The organism is Vannielia litorea (genome assembly GCF_019801175.1).
Taxonomy (GTDB): domain Bacteria; phylum Pseudomonadota; class Alphaproteobacteria; order Rhodobacterales; family Rhodobacteraceae; genus Vannielia; species Vannielia litorea_B.
Genome location: NZ_JAHVJR010000001.1, coordinates 632,107 through 645,521 on the forward strand (window position 1 = coordinate 632,107; position 13,415 = coordinate 645,521).

Consider the following 13,415-nt stretch of genomic DNA (forward strand, 5'->3'; position numbering starts at 1 on the left):
TGCGCAAAGCACAGATTTGACACGGTTTGGACATGAGAAAGCGCGGCTTGCCCCGGAAGCGTCGGCGGCACATTTTAGTGCCCGCCGCCGTCGCCTGACCCGCCCGGCCCGGGCGGAGAGGGAAAGATCGCCAGATGGCAAAGGGTGCCAAGACCGTCAAGCTCATCGCCGCCGGGACCGCCGCGGCCTGCCTCGTCGCCTTTGTGGCGGGGGCCAACACCATCGTTCCGCCGACCCGCACCGGCGGGCTGGCCGCGCAGGGCGCGCCGATGCGGCCCGAGCTGAAGGTGGCCGACCGCTATGTCGACCGGCAGCGACGGATGCTGAAGGTGAACTTCGAGCGGACCGGCTTCGGCCCGCAGTCGCCGCGCGACATCGATGCGGTTGCGGGCACCAACCCGGTGCATTTTGCCGCCGCCCCGGACGCCAGCGAGATGAACCTGTGCAACATCCACTTTCACGAGAGTGCCGAGCACCGGGGCGGAGACTTTCGCACCTACCGGGGCAATGGCAACGGCAAGGGGTATGACACCGGCTTCGTCTATGACGGCGCGCTGAGTGCCGCAGAGCTCAAGCCGCTCCCGTCCCCGATTGCCGACAAGGGCCATGGCGGGCTGGAGCCGGGCGACACGATCGAGGTGCATTGGGTGTTTTCGACCGCCGAGGTTGCGCCGGGCCCGACGCTGGGCGCCTGCCTGAAGGAGGGCGCCGCGACTCCCCGACTTCGGGTCGAGGCGCAGGTCTTCGTGCTGGTCAACGACCCCGCCGCGCTCGATTTCACCGCGCTGGCGGCGGTGAGCACGCGGGGCGGGCTGCATCAGGCGCTGGCCATACCCTCGGACACCGGCACGCCTGTGGCCTATGCCGGCTCGACCACGGGGCCGGGCTACAACGAGGCGGGCTCGCCCTTTCAGGTGAGCTGGAGCGTGCGCCCGAAGGTGGCGAAGCTCGATATCACCTCGGTCGCGGAATGGCTGAAGGGCAACCCCTTTGACGAGGACCACGCCCACGGGGTGCGCAACCTTGTGGTGCAGCCCGAGCTTCTTTCGACCATCGGGGAGTAGACCGGCTGCGGCTTCGACCCGCAGGGGGTGCCTGAAGAGATCAGGGCCTCCGGCGGGAGATATTTGGAGCAAGAAAATGGGCAATTTGACTTAAATTGTCCGGAGTGGTCTGGTCTGGTTTCTGGGCTGCCCGGGGCTGCCTCTGGATCGGGGAAGGGGCATGGAGTTCTGGATCGTGGCCGCGCTGGCGGCCTTCATGATGGGGCTGTCGAAGGGCGGGGTGCCGATGCTGGCGATGCTCTCGGTGCCGCTGATGTCGCTCTTCATGGACCCGGCGCTGGCGGCGGGGCTGCTGCTGCCGCTCTATATCGTGGCCGACTGGTATGCGGTTTACCTCTTCCGCCGGGCATTTTCGGTGCGGCTCTTGAAGATCATGCTGCCGGGTGCAGTGGCGGGAATCGTGGCGGCCTTCTTTGCCGTGTCGGTGGTGCCGGGCGACGCGATCAAGATGCTGGTGGCGGGGATCGGGATTTACTACCTCGTCGGCTCGGTGAAGGGCCGGTTTGCGAAGAAAGCGCCCGCGCCGCGTGAGGCGGATGTGCCGCGGGGCGTGTTCTGGGGCACGCTGGCGGGGTTCACCAGTTACATCAGCCACGCCGGGGGGCCGCCGTTTCAGGCCTATGTGCTGCCGCAGAAGCTGGACAAGATGGTCTATCTGGGGACGGTCACGATCTTCTTCTCGGTGGTCAACCTGCTGAAGGTGCCGCCCTATGTGATGGCCGGGCAGATCACCGGGGCGAGCCTTGGCGAGGCCGTCTGGCTGGCGCCCTTCGCCCTGGCGGGGGCATGGAGTGGCTCACGGGTGGCGCGCTGGCTGCCGGAGAAGGTGTTTTACCTGCTGGTGGAGGTGGCGCTGGCGGTGGTGTCTGGGAAGCTGGTTTGGGAGGTTTTGGTGGGGTGAGGGGCGTCTGCGCGGGCCTGTTTCAACTGAAAATTTGATGCGCGGGCCGATCAGGGCTCTTGCATGGAATCACTTTCGTCGCCATTTGCGCGAAATCGTTATGGTTAACTGGTTTCGGGAGGCAGGTGTGTGATGCGCGATCGGGTGGAAGAGTTTTTGGTGAGGCTGTCGGAAAGGTTCACCGAAGGCGATGTGGACGGGATCATGGATTGTCTGGCGATGCCAACGGCGGTCTACTTCGGGGCGGACATGATCATGCTGTCGACCCGCGAGGAGGTGGCGCAACTGACGGCAGCTTACATGGGCGAGCTGGAAGCGAACGGTATGACGAAGGGGCCGCTGAGCCTGCGGGAGTTGACGGTTTCGGAGGGCGGCAAGATTACCGCGGTTGCCACCGCCCGGATGGCGGACGCGGAGGGCACGGCGGTTGTGTTGTCGCGGACCAAGTACTTTCTGCGAGAGGAGGACGGCTGCCTGAAGGTGGAGCTGACCGAGCATTCGCAGGTGGCTCTGGAGGAAGACCTGATTCACGCGCCGCTGGCGAACCTCGCGATCTAGTCAGGGTTTGCCTGGGCGGCAGTTCGCGTTGGCGGAGAGCGCGATTTTGCTAGTCCCTCTTCCCAAACAGCACCTTCTGGGCGTCCTTGTTGTCCTGCAAATTCGCCCGCTTCTCCGCCGCAAGCGCCTTGCCTTTCACCACCGCTTCACGCGCCCCGACCTGGTCGAGCCAGCGGGAGAAGTGGGGTTTGCCTGAGATGTCTTGCTGCTGGCCTTCCCAGAGGATGGCCCAGGGCCAGATGGCCATGTCGGCGATGGAGTAGTTCGGGCCGGCGACGTATTCGTTTTCAGCCAAGCGGCGGTCGAGGACGCCATGGAGGCGGTCCACTTCGTTTCGGTAGCGGTCCTTGGCGTAGGGCAGGTCGTTGGGCGGGTCCATCGAGGGGGCGTATTTGAGGAAGTGGTGGGCCTGGCCGGCCATCGGGCCGAGGCCGCCCATTTGCCACATCAGCCATTCTTCGACCGCGATGCGCTCGCGTTCGCTCTCGCCGTAGAAGCGCCCCGTCTTGCGGGCCAGATACATGAGGATCGCGGCGCTCTCGAAGATCGAGACGGGTTCGCCGCCCGGCCCCTCGGGGTCGACGATGGCGGGCATGCGGTTGTTGGGGGCGATCTTGAGGAAATCGGGTTTGAACTGGTCGCCCGCGCCGATGTTCACGAGGTGGGTCTCGTAGGGCAGGCCCATCTCCTCCAGCGCGATGGAGACCTTCCAGCCGTTGGGTGTGGGCCAGTAGTAGAGATCGATGGGTGCCATGCTGTCCTCCAGAAAATGTCAGTGGTCAGGATGGGCTGCGCTGCCCGAAAGGCAAGAGCCGCGTGCGGGGCGCGGGGCGCTGGGGCGGGGCGTCGGCGGCGAGGGCGGCGGAGAGGCGGGGCAGCAGGGAGGCGTCGGAGAGGGCCGAGCGGTAGAGGTCGAAGAGGCCGGGGGTGAGATAGGTGGCGCCGTGGCAGACCCATGTTTGCGGCGCGGCGACCGGGTGGCCGATGCGGCCGAGCGTGGCGCGGGTGGTGGCGCAGGAGAGGTCGAGATCGTGCCAGCCGGGGCGGCCTGCCATGCCGCGCGACAGGGTGGCGTGGCCACGGCGGCCGGGCGCGAAGCCGTATTCCATCGCCATGTCGTAAAGGCGGTTCTGGCGGGCGGTGACGTTGAGCACGTCGAGCGCTGCACCGGCGGCGCAGTCGAGCGCGCGGGCGGCGGCGGGGCGAAACTCGCAGGCGGCGAGAAGGATGGCGCGGCGGGCGGTGCCGGGGGCCATGTGGCGCAACGCCTGCAGGGCGACGCGGGCGCCGAGCGAATGGGCGATGAGGGTGATGCGGCGCTGGGGGGCGAGGGCGGCGGTGATCTCTGTGAGTTCGGCGAGGGCGCGGCCCGCCTCGGGGGCGCGGGCATAGGCGCGCCAGATCGAGCCGCGGCTCTCCCAGCCGAAGCCGAGGGCGAGCGGCGCATCGGCGTCGTGCTGGCCCAGCCGCCGCCCCCAGGCCTCGGGGCAGGTCGGGCCGTAGAGCTTGCGGTGCGGGCAGCGGGCGGGGGTGCGGGGCGAGTAGGTGAGCCCGTGGACCATGATCGCGATGGGCGCATCGGGCGCGGCCTCGGCAAGCGCGGAGCGCAGGCGGGCGACGGTGCCGGCGGGATCCTCCAGCCGGGGGCCTTCGGCATTGGCATGGGTCAGGGGCATCGGGGATCTCCCCACAATATCGGGGGGTTGGATGCCCGATGTTTACAACGCTGGCATTAAGCGCCGGTTACAGCGGTGTGACACTCGGGTAAGCCGGGAACGCGGCGGGGGCGGGATGCGTTGGAGATTTATGGCTTATGACATGACGACGACCCGCCGCCGCGCTCTGCACTGGATCAGGCAAAACGTGGAGCTGCGCACGCTGCTGGTGCTCGCCGTCGTGGTGGGCGGGGTCTGGGCCTTTGGCGAGTTGGCCGACGAGGTGATCGAGGGCGAGACCCGGAGCCTCGACGAGGCGCTCCTGCTGATGTTCCGCACGCCGGGCGATTTGACCGACCCGATCGGGCCGGGCTGGGTGGAGGTCATGGGCCGCGACCTGACGGCGCTGGGCGGGGCGCTGGTGCTGAGTATCTTCACCTTCGCGGTTGCCGGGTTTTTCGCCATTCGCCGGAGCTGGGGCACGGTGGTGTATCTGCTGGCCTCGGTGGGCGGGGGCATCGCGATTTCGCACAGCGCCAAGCTGCTGTTCGACCGACCACGCCCCGACCTCGTGCCGCATGGGGTGGAGGTGATCACCTCATCCTTCCCCTCGGGCCATTCGATGATGGCCGCCGTGACTTACCTGACGCTGGGCGTGCTGGTGGCGCGGGTGATGCTGGGGCGGGCGCTGAAGGTTTACATTCTTGCGCTGGCGGTGCTGATGACGGTGCTGGTGGGGGTGAGCCGGGTGTACCTTGGCGTTCACTGGCCGACAGATGTTCTGGCCGGATGGCTCGCGGGCGCGGCCTGGGCGATGGCGTGCTTCCTTGGTGCGCGGTGGCTCTCGCGGCGGGGGGCGGTGGAGCCGGAGGCCCCGCCTGCACATGCGGGGCCGCCGGAAGGGTGAGCGGCGCGGTCAGTTCAATGGTCAGTTCAGCAGCGCGCTGAGCAGGCCGAGAACGGCGACGGTTTGGAGCGTGTCGCTGTCGACCCGAACCACGCGGTTGTCGATTACCCGGTATTCCTGCCCGAGGGGCGGCTTTGGCAGGCGTTTGAGCTGGGCTGCAGTGGGGGCGTGGCCGCGTTTTGCAGTGTGGCGTTTGGCGGCGTGGCGGTCGTCCTTTTTGTCGGCGCGGGGATTGGCCTTTTGGCTGTTCTGGCGGGTGTCCTGCCGTGCATCCTGCCGCGCCTCGCCGCGCTGGGGCTGGCTGCAGGCGCCGCGCTGGCCCTCGGCGCAGGGCCGGGCCTCGGGCGCTGCAAAGGCGGCGGGGGCGGTGGCGATCGTGGTGACGACGATCAGGACAGTGGCGAGTGCTCGATTCATCTGGGTCTCTCCCATGTTGGTTGCCAGCATGACACGAGGCAGGCCGCGCGATCCGTCGGCGGGGTGGCGGGAGTTTGCCGCAAAGGGGATTGACCGGGCGCCTGCGCAGGCGTAATCCACCCTCACAAGTGGCGATTTGTTCACCGGATTGCGGGCCACTCTAAACACTTCCGCTAAAGAGGTCAGGCAGGGGAGAGTCCTCACGGCTTGGCAGCGGTGAGGGCTTTTTGTTTGGCGAAGGAGGCCAACCATGTCTGAACGGAAGACACGCACCAAGCTGGTTCATGGTGGCACGCGGCGCTCGCAGTATGGCGAGGTCAGCGAGGCGATTTTTCTGACCCAAGGGTTTGTTTACGAAAGCGCGGCGCAGGCCGAGGGGCGGTTCGAGGCGCTGGGCGAAGATGAGTTCATCTACGCCCGCTACGGCAACCCGACGGTGCGGATGTTCGAGGAGCGGATCGCGCTGCTGGAAGGCGCGGAGGATGCCTTTGCCACGGCCTCCGGCATGGCGGCGGTGAATGCCGCGCTGGTCGCGCCGCTGAAGGCCGGGGACCATGTGGTGAGCTCCCGCGCGCTCTTTGGCTCCTGCGAATACATCCTCAGCGAGGTGCTGGCCCGCTTTGGTGTGGAGGTCGAGTTCGTTGACGGCACCGACCTCAGCGCGTGGAAGGCGGCGATCCGGCCCGATACCAAGCTGGTGTTTTTCGAGGCGCTCTCGAACCCGACGCTGGAAGTGATTGATATCAAAGGTGTCTCCGAGTTGGCCCATGCGGTGGGCGCGCTGGTGGTGGTGGACAATGTCTTTGCCACGCCGGTCTTCCAGCGGTCGCTGGAGCTGGGGGCGGATGTGATCGTCTACTCGGCCACCAAGCATATCGACGGGCAGGGCCGGGTGCTGGGCGGCGTGGTGCTGGGCACGCAGGAGTTCATCCGCAAGACGCTGGAGCCCTACCTCAAGCACACCGGCGGGGCGATGAGCCCGTTCAACGCATGGGTGCTGCTGAAGGGGCTGGAAACGCTCGATCTGCGGTGCCGGGCGCAGGCGGAGAATGCCGAGAAGGTCGCCAAGGCGCTGGTTGGCCACGAGAAGGTGCAGGCGGTGCTCTACCCCGGCCTGCCGGACCACCCGCAGCACAACATCGCGCTGGCGCAGATGGAGAAGCCGGGCACTGTGGTGAGCTTCGAGATCAAGGGCGGCAAGGAGGCGGCCTTCCGCTTTCTGGATGCGCTGGAGATCGCGGTGATCTCCAACAATCTGGGGGATGCGAAGAGCATCATCACCCATCCGGCGACCACCACCCACCAGCGGCTCTCGGACGAGAAGAAGGTGGCGCTGGGGATCAGCCCCGGGCTGGTGCGGCTGAGCCTTGGCATCGAGGATGGTGACGATCTGGTGGCGGATGTGATGCAGGCGCTGGAGATGGCCTGACAGGCCTGTCGACACGCGTTTTCACTGCATCAGAGGAGAGGGCCGATGACCGCCCGTATTCCCGCCCCCGATTTCCGCCACCTGTCTCTCTGGCCCGCGACTGGAGCGCGGTATGGCGAGTTGTCGTTCAGTAGCCCCGCGCGACGCGTCAAGGACGAGCTCCCCGCTGGTTCTTTGCACGCCGAAACGCCCGATATTCATCGCGCGGAAGCGGACCGGGCGAACGGGGCGCACCGACACAGGGCGTGAAATAGCTCAACGCGAGCCGCGCCCTCGCCTTGATCGGTGAGGCATGTGATTGAGCAAGTTCTGCAACCTCGGCGTAGAGCGACCCGTCCTCAATTCGGGGAATCATGCGGCAGATGTCGCGGAAGTTGCGAAGCCCCCGGGTGCGGATGCGTTTGAGAAGCAGTGCTCTCAGTGCGCTTTCTTCTGCTGCACTCAGCTCGGCGCGCTTCAGCCGCCGAAGAATGCGTTCCAGGTGGTAGCCAGAGCGGAAGAAGTAGGGATCGGTCTCGATATAATCGAGCATAAAGGCGCGCAACTCGGGATCCGGCGCAGTGCTTGAGGGGATATGGCATCGGTCGATCAGGTCGTCGATCGGAGAGTTGTGGTTATTCCAGCGGTCCACGGCCTCGTTCCATGCCGCGTATCCCTCGGGAGAGGTATCGCGCGCTTCCATGCTGTCGTTTATCGCCTGCGTCAGGGCGTTGGTCTCACGTTCGAGGCGGTCGATATCGTTATGGAATGTGCCCATGCCGGGCAGCTTACTCTGAGGAACTTATCGAGCAAGGCGCAAGGTCGCGGCCTTTCATGGGCCGAAACTGGCCGCAGATTGCCCTCAAGCGTCGCCGCAGACACAAGGATAACTTGCAAGGCGGGGTATTTGCCCCATATGCAGGCCATGGCCCGCACCCGGTTGAAAGGGGGAAATTGCCATGAATATCCATGCTGCCACGCTGGACGAGACCACCGAGGAAGAGGCGCGCGCTGCGCTGGAGAAGCTGCGGCGCTGGGCCGAGAAGGCCACGCCGGAGGAGGTTGCGGCGCTCGATCCGGCGATCTCGCGGCTTTTGCCCGACGCACCCTTGCCGAATTACCCCGCGCTGGCGCGGGCCTATCCCGAAGAGTTCACGGTGGACGAGGCCTACAAGGCCGGGTTGCCGGATTTGCAGAACGGGCCGTCCTCGCTCATTCGCGGGGCGCGGCAGCATATCGAGCATGTGGGCATCAGCAATTTCCGCCTGCCGATCCGCTTTCATACCCGCGATGGCGGGGGGATCACGCTTGAGACTTCGGTCACCGGCACGGTGAGCCTTGAGGCGGAGAAGAAGGGCATCAACATGTCCCGCATCATGCGGACCTTCTATGCGCAGGCGGAGAAGGAGTTCTCGCTCGATGTGATCTCGGAGACGCTGGAGGCCTACAAGGGCGATCTGGAGAGCTTTGATGCGCGGATCCAGATGCGGTTTTCGTTTCCGATGAAGGTGGGCAGCCTGCGGAGCGGGCTGGAGGGCTACCAGTATTACGACATCGCGATGGAGGTGGTCGACGCGGGCGGGCGGCGCAAGAAGCTGATGCATCTGGATTATGTCTATTCGAGCACCTGCCCGTGCTCGCTGGAGCTATCGGAACACGCACGGCGGGCGCGGGGGCAGCTGGCGACGCCGCATTCGCAGCGCTCGGTGGCGCGGGTCAGCGTGGAGTGCCTGCCGGGCGCGCGGCTGTGGTTTGAGGACTTGGTGGAGCTGTGCCGCAAGGCGGTGCCCACGGAGACGCAGGTGATGGTGAAGCGCGAAGACGAGCAGGCCTTTGCGGAGTTGAACGCGGCCAATCCGATTTTCGTGGAGGATGCGGCGCGGTCGTTTTGCGAGGCGTTGCAGGCGGAGCCTCGAGTGGGGGATTTCCGGGTGGTGGCGAGCCATCAGGAGAGCCTGCATTCCCACGATGCGGTGGCGGTGCTGACGGAAGGCGAGACCTTCGCGGCGCAGAGCCTTGATCCGAAGTTGTTCACGACATTGGTGCACGGCGGGTAGTGCGGTTTGGGTTGCGCGCCCTGCACGGAGTCAAGCCGAAGGCGCCGTGCAGCGCCGACCCGCCCCCCGGGGCGGCGCTTTTGCGAAGTTAGGACTGACCTCAGAGGTTGAATTACCACGGCACGATAAAGTGCTATGCACAGCCGTTGCGAGCGCCACCCCGCGGGTCAGCGCTGCACGGCTTGCGTGTGCTCTACGAGAGGAGATTCGGGGCAAGCCCCGGCTTACAGTCGCTTCGACATCCGGGCGAGATGGTGGGTTACCTCGCCCACCGTGTAGCTGCCGGTGTGGCCTGTTGCGGTGAAGCCCTCACGCTCCCAGAAGGCGCGGCCGCGTGGGTTGGCCTTAAGCACCGCGAGGGTGAGGGCGGGGCTGCGGGCGGCGCGGGCGCGGGCTTCGACCTCGGCGAGGAAGGCGCGGCCGTGGCCTGCCGAGCGGGCCCAGGGGCCGAGCAGCATGAGGCCGAGGTAGGCGTCGCCCGGCTCTGGGAAGCCGAAGGAGAGTTCGGCGAGGCCGGAGAGGCGGGGGCCGAGAAAGAGACCGAGGTGCTGGGCGTCCGCCGGGTCGCAGCCGGGCGGGCCGTCGGTGAAGAAGGCGCGGGCCTTAGCGGGGCCGGGAGCCTCGCCGTCGGCCATCAGGAAGTAATCGGGGGCCTCCGCATAGAAGGCGGTGATGGCGGCGAGGTCGCGCTCGGGGGTGAGCGGGCGGATGGTCCGGGCGGTCATTCGGCGGGAGCGAGGCGGGTGAGGCCGTCGCGCGGGGCTTCGCTGTCGGGGAGTTTCACCTCAGTGGCGAGGCCGAGGATTTCGAGTGTGCGGATGAACCAGAAGCCGGGGTCGAGCTGGCCGCGCTCGACGCCGAGGCGGGCGGAATGGGGGAAGGCGTGGTGGTTGCCGTGCCAGTTTTCGCCGAAGGTGACGAGCGACCAGCCGGGGAGGTTGTAGCCCTGCACCGGCAGGCCCGCGATGTGCCAGCCTTGATGGCCGGAGCTGTGACAGAAGTGGCCGACCATCCAGTGCATGGTGAGCGAGACCCAGACGCGCAGGCAGATGCCCCAGAGCACCCATTCCCAGCCGCCGAGGAGCCAGAGGGCAAGGGCAAGCGGGAGTTGCTGGGCCATCCATGTTCGTTCGGTGAAGCGATAGAACGGGTCGCGGGCGACTTGCGGTTCGATCACGAGGCGGGGCGGGTGGGCGAGCTGGTAGCGGCACATGAGATGCCAATACGCGTCGCGGAAGAAGCCTGCGCCGTGCGAGGGGTGGGGCGGGCAGCGGTCTTGCCGCTGGTGCCAATCGCGCATGTCATGGGCGCGGATCATGCCCATCGGCCCGGCCATGCCGACGAGGGTGCCGAGCCAGACCAGGAGCCGCTCCAGCCAGAGCGGCGTGGTGAAGCTGCGGTGGATCAGCAGGCGGTGCATGCCCACGGAATGCCCGGCGCAGATGGTGACGGCGGTGAGGAAGAGAAAGGCGATGAGGCCACCCCATGAGGGGAAGAGGATGAGCGCGGCGAGACCGCCCAGACCGTGCCCGGCCCACCAGAGCGCCCGGAGCGGCTCGAACACCACGCGGCCCGCCATGCCATCGCAGCTCGGCCCGGCCTTCACCCGCTCTGTATCGACCAGTTTCAACCCACTCTCCGCACCCGCTGTGACCTATCGGAACATAAAGCGTCGTATTGGAGCAATCGGATTGTGCCGGAAGCCATAACGTCGGCCTCAACCCGGATTGACGCGCTTGCGCGCGCGGTTACTCCGGGGCCTCAGACATTGACCCCCGCAAGGACGCCACATGAGCACCTATACCCTGACCGTGACCTGCCCCTCGACCCGTGGAATCGTGGCGGCGATCTCGGGTTTTCTGGCCGAGAAAGGCTGCAACATCACCGACTCCGCCCAGTTCGACGATCCGGGGACCGGCAACTTCTTCATGCGGACGAGCTTCAACTCGGAGGAAGGTGTGCCGCTGGAGGCGCTGCGCGAGGCTTTCGGCGCGGTGGCGGAGCCCTTCAGCATGGAGTGGGCGATCCATGACGATGCGCAGAAGATGAAGGTGATCATCATGGTTAGCCGTTTCGGGCACTGCCTGAACGACCTGCTCTACCGCTGGCGGATCGGCGCGTTGCCAGTGGAGATCGTGGCGGTGATATCCAACCACCTCGATTACCAGAAGGTGGTGGTGAACCATGATATCCCGTTCCACCACATCAAGGTGACGAAGGAGAACAAGCCGCAGGCCGAGCAGCGGATCATGGATGTGGTGGAGGAGACCGGGGCGGAGCTGATCGTGCTGGCGCGCTACATGCAGGTGCTGAGCGATGCGATGTGCACCAAGATGGCGGGGCGGATCATCAACATCCACCACTCGTTCCTGCCGAGCTTCAAAGGGGCGAACCCCTACAAGCAGGCCTTCGAGCGCGGGGTGAAGCTGATTGGCGCGACGGCGCATTTTGTGACCGCCGATCTGGATGAGGGGCCGATCATCGAGCAGGACACGGTGCGGGTGACCCACGCGCAGAGCGGGGAGGACTATGTGAGCCTTGGCCGCGATGTGGAGGCGCAGGTGTTTGCCCGGGCGATCCATGCGTTCATTCACCACCGGGTGCTGATGAACGGGACGAAGACGGTAGTGTTCCCGGCCTCGCCCGGGGGGTATCGCTCGGAGCGGATGGGGTAAGGCGCGGGGCCTGTCCGTACTCAAGACGGCTTGGCGGGGCGCTGGTGCCTTGGTGCCTGAGTGCAATGGCTGAGGTCGGAGTGGGGGCCAGCCCCCACACCCCCGGAGATATTTGAAGCAAAAAAATGGGGCGGGGCGGCGCGTTAACCTTGATTTGGGGTGAACGGGCGGCGGCGGGGTGCTTGACAGTCTCGGGCCCTCACGCCAACCGTTCCCCCCATGTTGGACGTTCGCCCGGTCGGTTACGTTATCGGCCTTCTCACTGCCATTCTCGGGGTCATGATGCTGCTGCCCATGGCGGCCGATCTCTATTTCGGCAATAGCCAGTGGCCGGTGTTCCTAGAGAGCGCGATCATCACCGTGCTGACGGGCGGGCTGATTGCGCTGGCCTGCGCGAATGGCGTGACCGAAGGGCTGACCCTGCGCCAGACCTTCCTGCTGACCGTGCTGGTCTGGGTGGCGCTGCCGCTTTTCGGGGCGATCCCCTTCATCCTCGGGGCCACCGAGGCGCGGGTGGTGGATGCCTTCTTCGAGGCGATGTCGGGGCTGACGACCACGGGCTCCACGGTGTTCACCGGGCTCGACAACCTGCCGAAGGGGATTTTGCTCTGGCGCGGGATCCTGCAATGGCTGGGGGGGATCGGGATCATCGTTGTGGCGATGGTGTTCCTGCCTGAGCTGAAGGTCGGGGGGATGCAGATTTTCCGTTCGGAAGCCTTTGAAACCATGGGCAAGATCCTGCCGCGGGCAACGCAGATCGCGGCGCAGATATCGGTGATCTACATCGGGATCACGCTGGCCTGCCTGCTGACCTATCTCTTTCTGGGGCTGAACGGCTTTGATGCGCTGGTGCATGCGCTCACCACGGTCAGCACCGGGGGCTTTTCGAATTACGATGCCAGCTTTGGTACCTTTCAGGGCGCGCCGGAATATGCCGCCTCGGTCTTCATGGTGCTCGCGGCGCTGCCCTTCGTGCGTTACGTGCAGATGGTGAACGGCCATGTCACGCCGCTGTGGCGCGACAGCCAGGTGCGGGTGTTTCTGGCGATCATCGCGCTGCTGGTGGTGATCACCACGCTGATCCTGACCTCGATCTTTCCGCACCATTGGGAACAGGCGATGCGGGAGGGGCTGTTCAACATCACCTCGATCATGACCGGCACCGGCTATGCCTCGGTGGATTACATGCAGTGGGGCGGGTTCCTCGTGATCATGTTCTTCTTCATCGGGCTGATCGGGGGGTGCGCTGGATCGACGGCCTGCTCGGTGAAGATCTTCCGTTACCAGCTGCTCTTTGCGTCGATCCGGAGCCAAATCCGCACGATCCACTCGCCCTCGGGCGTGTTCACACCTCGCTATGAGGGGCGGCCGATCGGGCAGGATGTGCTCTCGTCGGTGATGAGCTTCTTCGTGCTCTTCACCGTGTCGATGGGCGGGCTGGCGGTGCTGCTGAGCTTCACCGGGTTGGATTTTGTGACCTCGATCTCCGGCGCGGCGACGGCGATTGCCAACATCGGGCCGGGGCTGGGCGATATCATCGGGCCGGCGGGGAACTTCAGCACTTTGAATGATACGGCCAAGTGGCTGCTGGCCGCCGGGATGCTGGTGGGGCGGCTGGAGGTGCTGGCGGTTTATGCGCTGTTCACGGTGAACTTCTGGCGGTCGTAGCGGGGGGCAGGTAGCCTGCCCCTCGGAGCGGGTCGGCGTAGAGGAGATAGGTGGGCAGATTGCCCACCCTACGGTCTTTCGGACGGGGCTATATGCCCGCCTTCG

The 13,415-nt window shown here is 66.0% G+C and carries 14 protein-coding genes and 1 riboswitch; of the genes, 8 read left to right on the plus strand and 6 right to left on the minus strand.

Annotated features, from left to right (window positions below; translation table 11 throughout):
* The first annotated feature begins 134 nt into the window (after positions 1–134).
* The 3 genes from KUV38_RS03200 to KUV38_RS03210 all read left to right on the plus strand — a co-directional run bounded on the left by KUV38_RS03200 (position 135) and on the right by KUV38_RS03210 (position 2,523).
* Positions 135–1,064: a delta-class carbonic anhydrase gene (locus KUV38_RS03200; RefSeq protein WP_261385139.1), complete on the plus strand. Its 930-nt coding sequence runs from the start codon at positions 135–137 to the stop codon at positions 1,062–1,064.
* 160 nt (positions 1,065–1,224) lie between these two features.
* Positions 1,225–1,965 carry a sulfite exporter TauE/SafE family protein gene (locus KUV38_RS03205; protein WP_222468664.1) on the plus strand — a complete coding sequence of 247 codons (741 nt, stop codon included), beginning with the start codon at positions 1,225–1,227 and terminating at the stop codon, positions 1,963–1,965.
* A 132-nt stretch (positions 1,966–2,097) separates the two neighbouring features.
* Entirely contained in the window at positions 2,098–2,523 is a 426-nt protein-coding gene (locus tag KUV38_RS03210) for a nuclear transport factor 2 family protein (protein WP_222468665.1), read from the plus strand.
* Between the two features lie 49 nt (positions 2,524–2,572).
* Here the strand turns inward: KUV38_RS03210 and KUV38_RS03215 are convergent, their stop codons facing one another.
* Both KUV38_RS03215 and KUV38_RS03220 read right to left on the minus strand, forming a co-directional pair.
* A complete protein-coding gene (locus tag KUV38_RS03215; RefSeq protein ID WP_222468666.1) occupies positions 2,573–3,277 on the minus strand; it encodes a glutathione S-transferase N-terminal domain-containing protein in 705 nt (234 codons plus the stop codon).
* Between the two features lie 25 nt (positions 3,278–3,302).
* Positions 3,303–4,199: an alpha/beta hydrolase gene (locus KUV38_RS03220; RefSeq protein ID WP_222468667.1), complete on the minus strand. Its 897-nt coding sequence runs from the start codon at positions 4,197–4,199 to the stop codon at positions 3,303–3,305.
* A 142-nt stretch (positions 4,200–4,341) separates the two neighbouring features.
* Between KUV38_RS03220 and KUV38_RS03225 the strand changes: the two genes are divergently transcribed.
* The gene (locus tag KUV38_RS03225) at positions 4,342–5,085 is read left to right on the plus strand and encodes a phosphatase PAP2 family protein (RefSeq protein ID WP_222468668.1); all 744 of its coding nucleotides are present in this window, start codon (positions 4,342–4,344) and stop codon (positions 5,083–5,085) included.
* A gap of 21 nt (positions 5,086–5,106) precedes the next feature.
* Here KUV38_RS03225 and KUV38_RS03230 read toward each other — a convergent pair whose 3' ends face one another.
* Positions 5,107–5,502 carry a hypothetical protein gene (locus tag KUV38_RS03230; RefSeq protein WP_222468669.1) on the minus strand — a complete coding sequence of 132 codons (396 nt, stop codon included), beginning with the start codon at positions 5,500–5,502 and terminating at the stop codon, positions 5,107–5,109.
* A 118-nt stretch (positions 5,503–5,620) separates the two neighbouring features.
* Positions 5,621–5,700, plus strand: a riboswitch (SAM riboswitch).
* A 52-nt stretch (positions 5,701–5,752) separates the two neighbouring features.
* Here KUV38_RS03230 and metZ point away from each other — a divergent pair.
* Complete coding sequence (gene metZ, locus KUV38_RS03235; RefSeq protein WP_222468670.1) at positions 5,753–6,931, plus strand: O-succinylhomoserine sulfhydrylase; 1,179 nt, start codon at positions 5,753–5,755, stop codon at positions 6,929–6,931.
* A 148-nt stretch (positions 6,932–7,079) separates the two neighbouring features.
* Here metZ and KUV38_RS03240 read toward each other — a convergent pair whose 3' ends face one another.
* Complete coding sequence (locus KUV38_RS03240) at positions 7,080–7,688, minus strand: hypothetical protein (RefSeq protein ID WP_222468671.1); 609 nt, start codon at positions 7,686–7,688, stop codon at positions 7,080–7,082.
* 181 nt (positions 7,689–7,869) lie between these two features.
* On the opposite strand from KUV38_RS03240, the gene folE2 reads away from it, so the two are divergent.
* Positions 7,870–8,967 carry a GTP cyclohydrolase FolE2 gene (gene folE2, locus KUV38_RS03245; protein WP_222468672.1) on the plus strand — a complete coding sequence of 366 codons (1,098 nt, stop codon included), beginning with the start codon at positions 7,870–7,872 and terminating at the stop codon, positions 8,965–8,967.
* A 224-nt stretch (positions 8,968–9,191) separates the two neighbouring features.
* Here the strand turns inward: folE2 and KUV38_RS03250 are convergent, their stop codons facing one another.
* On the minus strand, positions 9,192–9,692 hold the full coding sequence (locus tag KUV38_RS03250) for a GNAT family N-acetyltransferase (protein ID WP_222468673.1): 501 nt from the start codon (positions 9,690–9,692) through the stop codon (positions 9,192–9,194).
* Positions 9,689–10,597 (minus strand): acyl-CoA desaturase, encoded by a 909-nt coding sequence (locus KUV38_RS03255; RefSeq protein WP_222468674.1) that lies wholly within the window; start codon positions 10,595–10,597, stop codon positions 9,689–9,691. The genes KUV38_RS03250 and KUV38_RS03255 overlap by 4 nt, the downstream gene beginning before the upstream one ends.
* A gap of 160 nt (positions 10,598–10,757) precedes the next feature.
* Here KUV38_RS03255 and purU point away from each other — a divergent pair, with 160 nt between their 5' ends.
* Together purU and KUV38_RS03265 are read left to right on the plus strand one after the other, a co-directional pair.
* Positions 10,758–11,642: a formyltetrahydrofolate deformylase gene (gene purU / locus KUV38_RS03260; protein ID WP_222468675.1), complete on the plus strand. Its 885-nt coding sequence runs from the start codon at positions 10,758–10,760 to the stop codon at positions 11,640–11,642.
* A gap of 219 nt (positions 11,643–11,861) precedes the next feature.
* Positions 11,862–13,310, plus strand: a complete 1,449-nt coding sequence (locus tag KUV38_RS03265; protein ID WP_222468676.1) for a TrkH family potassium uptake protein — start codon at positions 11,862–11,864, stop codon at positions 13,308–13,310.
* The last annotated feature ends 105 nt before the right edge of the window (positions 13,311–13,415 follow it).

Bases quoted from the DNA above. Each gene is read 5' to 3' on its own strand.
- KUV38_RS03200 (WP_261385139.1), top strand. From the start codon at position 135: ATGGCAAAGGGTGCCAAGACCGTCAAGCTCATCGCCGCCGGGACCGCC.
- KUV38_RS03205 (WP_222468664.1), top strand. From the start codon at position 1,225: ATGGAGTTCTGGATCGTGGCCGCGCTGGCGGCCTTCATGATGGGGCTG.
- KUV38_RS03210 (WP_222468665.1), top strand. From the start codon at position 2,098: ATGCGCGATCGGGTGGAAGAGTTTTTGGTGAGGCTGTCGGAAAGGTTC.
- KUV38_RS03215 (WP_222468666.1), bottom strand. From the start codon at position 3,277: ATGGCACCCATCGATCTCTACTACTGGCCCACACCCAACGGCTGGAAG.
- KUV38_RS03220 (WP_222468667.1), bottom strand. From the start codon at position 4,199: ATGCCCCTGACCCATGCCAATGCCGAAGGCCCCCGGCTGGAGGATCCC.
- KUV38_RS03225 (WP_222468668.1), top strand. From the start codon at position 4,342: ATGACGACGACCCGCCGCCGCGCTCTGCACTGGATCAGGCAAAACGTG.
- KUV38_RS03230 (WP_222468669.1), bottom strand. From the start codon at position 5,502: ATGAATCGAGCACTCGCCACTGTCCTGATCGTCGTCACCACGATCGCC.
- metZ (WP_222468670.1), top strand. From the start codon at position 5,753: ATGTCTGAACGGAAGACACGCACCAAGCTGGTTCATGGTGGCACGCGG.
- KUV38_RS03240 (WP_222468671.1), bottom strand. From the start codon at position 7,688: ATGGGCACATTCCATAACGATATCGACCGCCTCGAACGTGAGACCAAC.
- folE2 (WP_222468672.1), top strand. From the start codon at position 7,870: ATGAATATCCATGCTGCCACGCTGGACGAGACCACCGAGGAAGAGGCG.
- KUV38_RS03250 (WP_222468673.1), bottom strand. From the start codon at position 9,692: ATGACCGCCCGGACCATCCGCCCGCTCACCCCCGAGCGCGACCTCGCC.
- purU (WP_222468675.1), top strand. From the start codon at position 10,758: ATGAGCACCTATACCCTGACCGTGACCTGCCCCTCGACCCGTGGAATC.
- KUV38_RS03265 (WP_222468676.1), top strand. From the start codon at position 11,862: ATGTTGGACGTTCGCCCGGTCGGTTACGTTATCGGCCTTCTCACTGCC.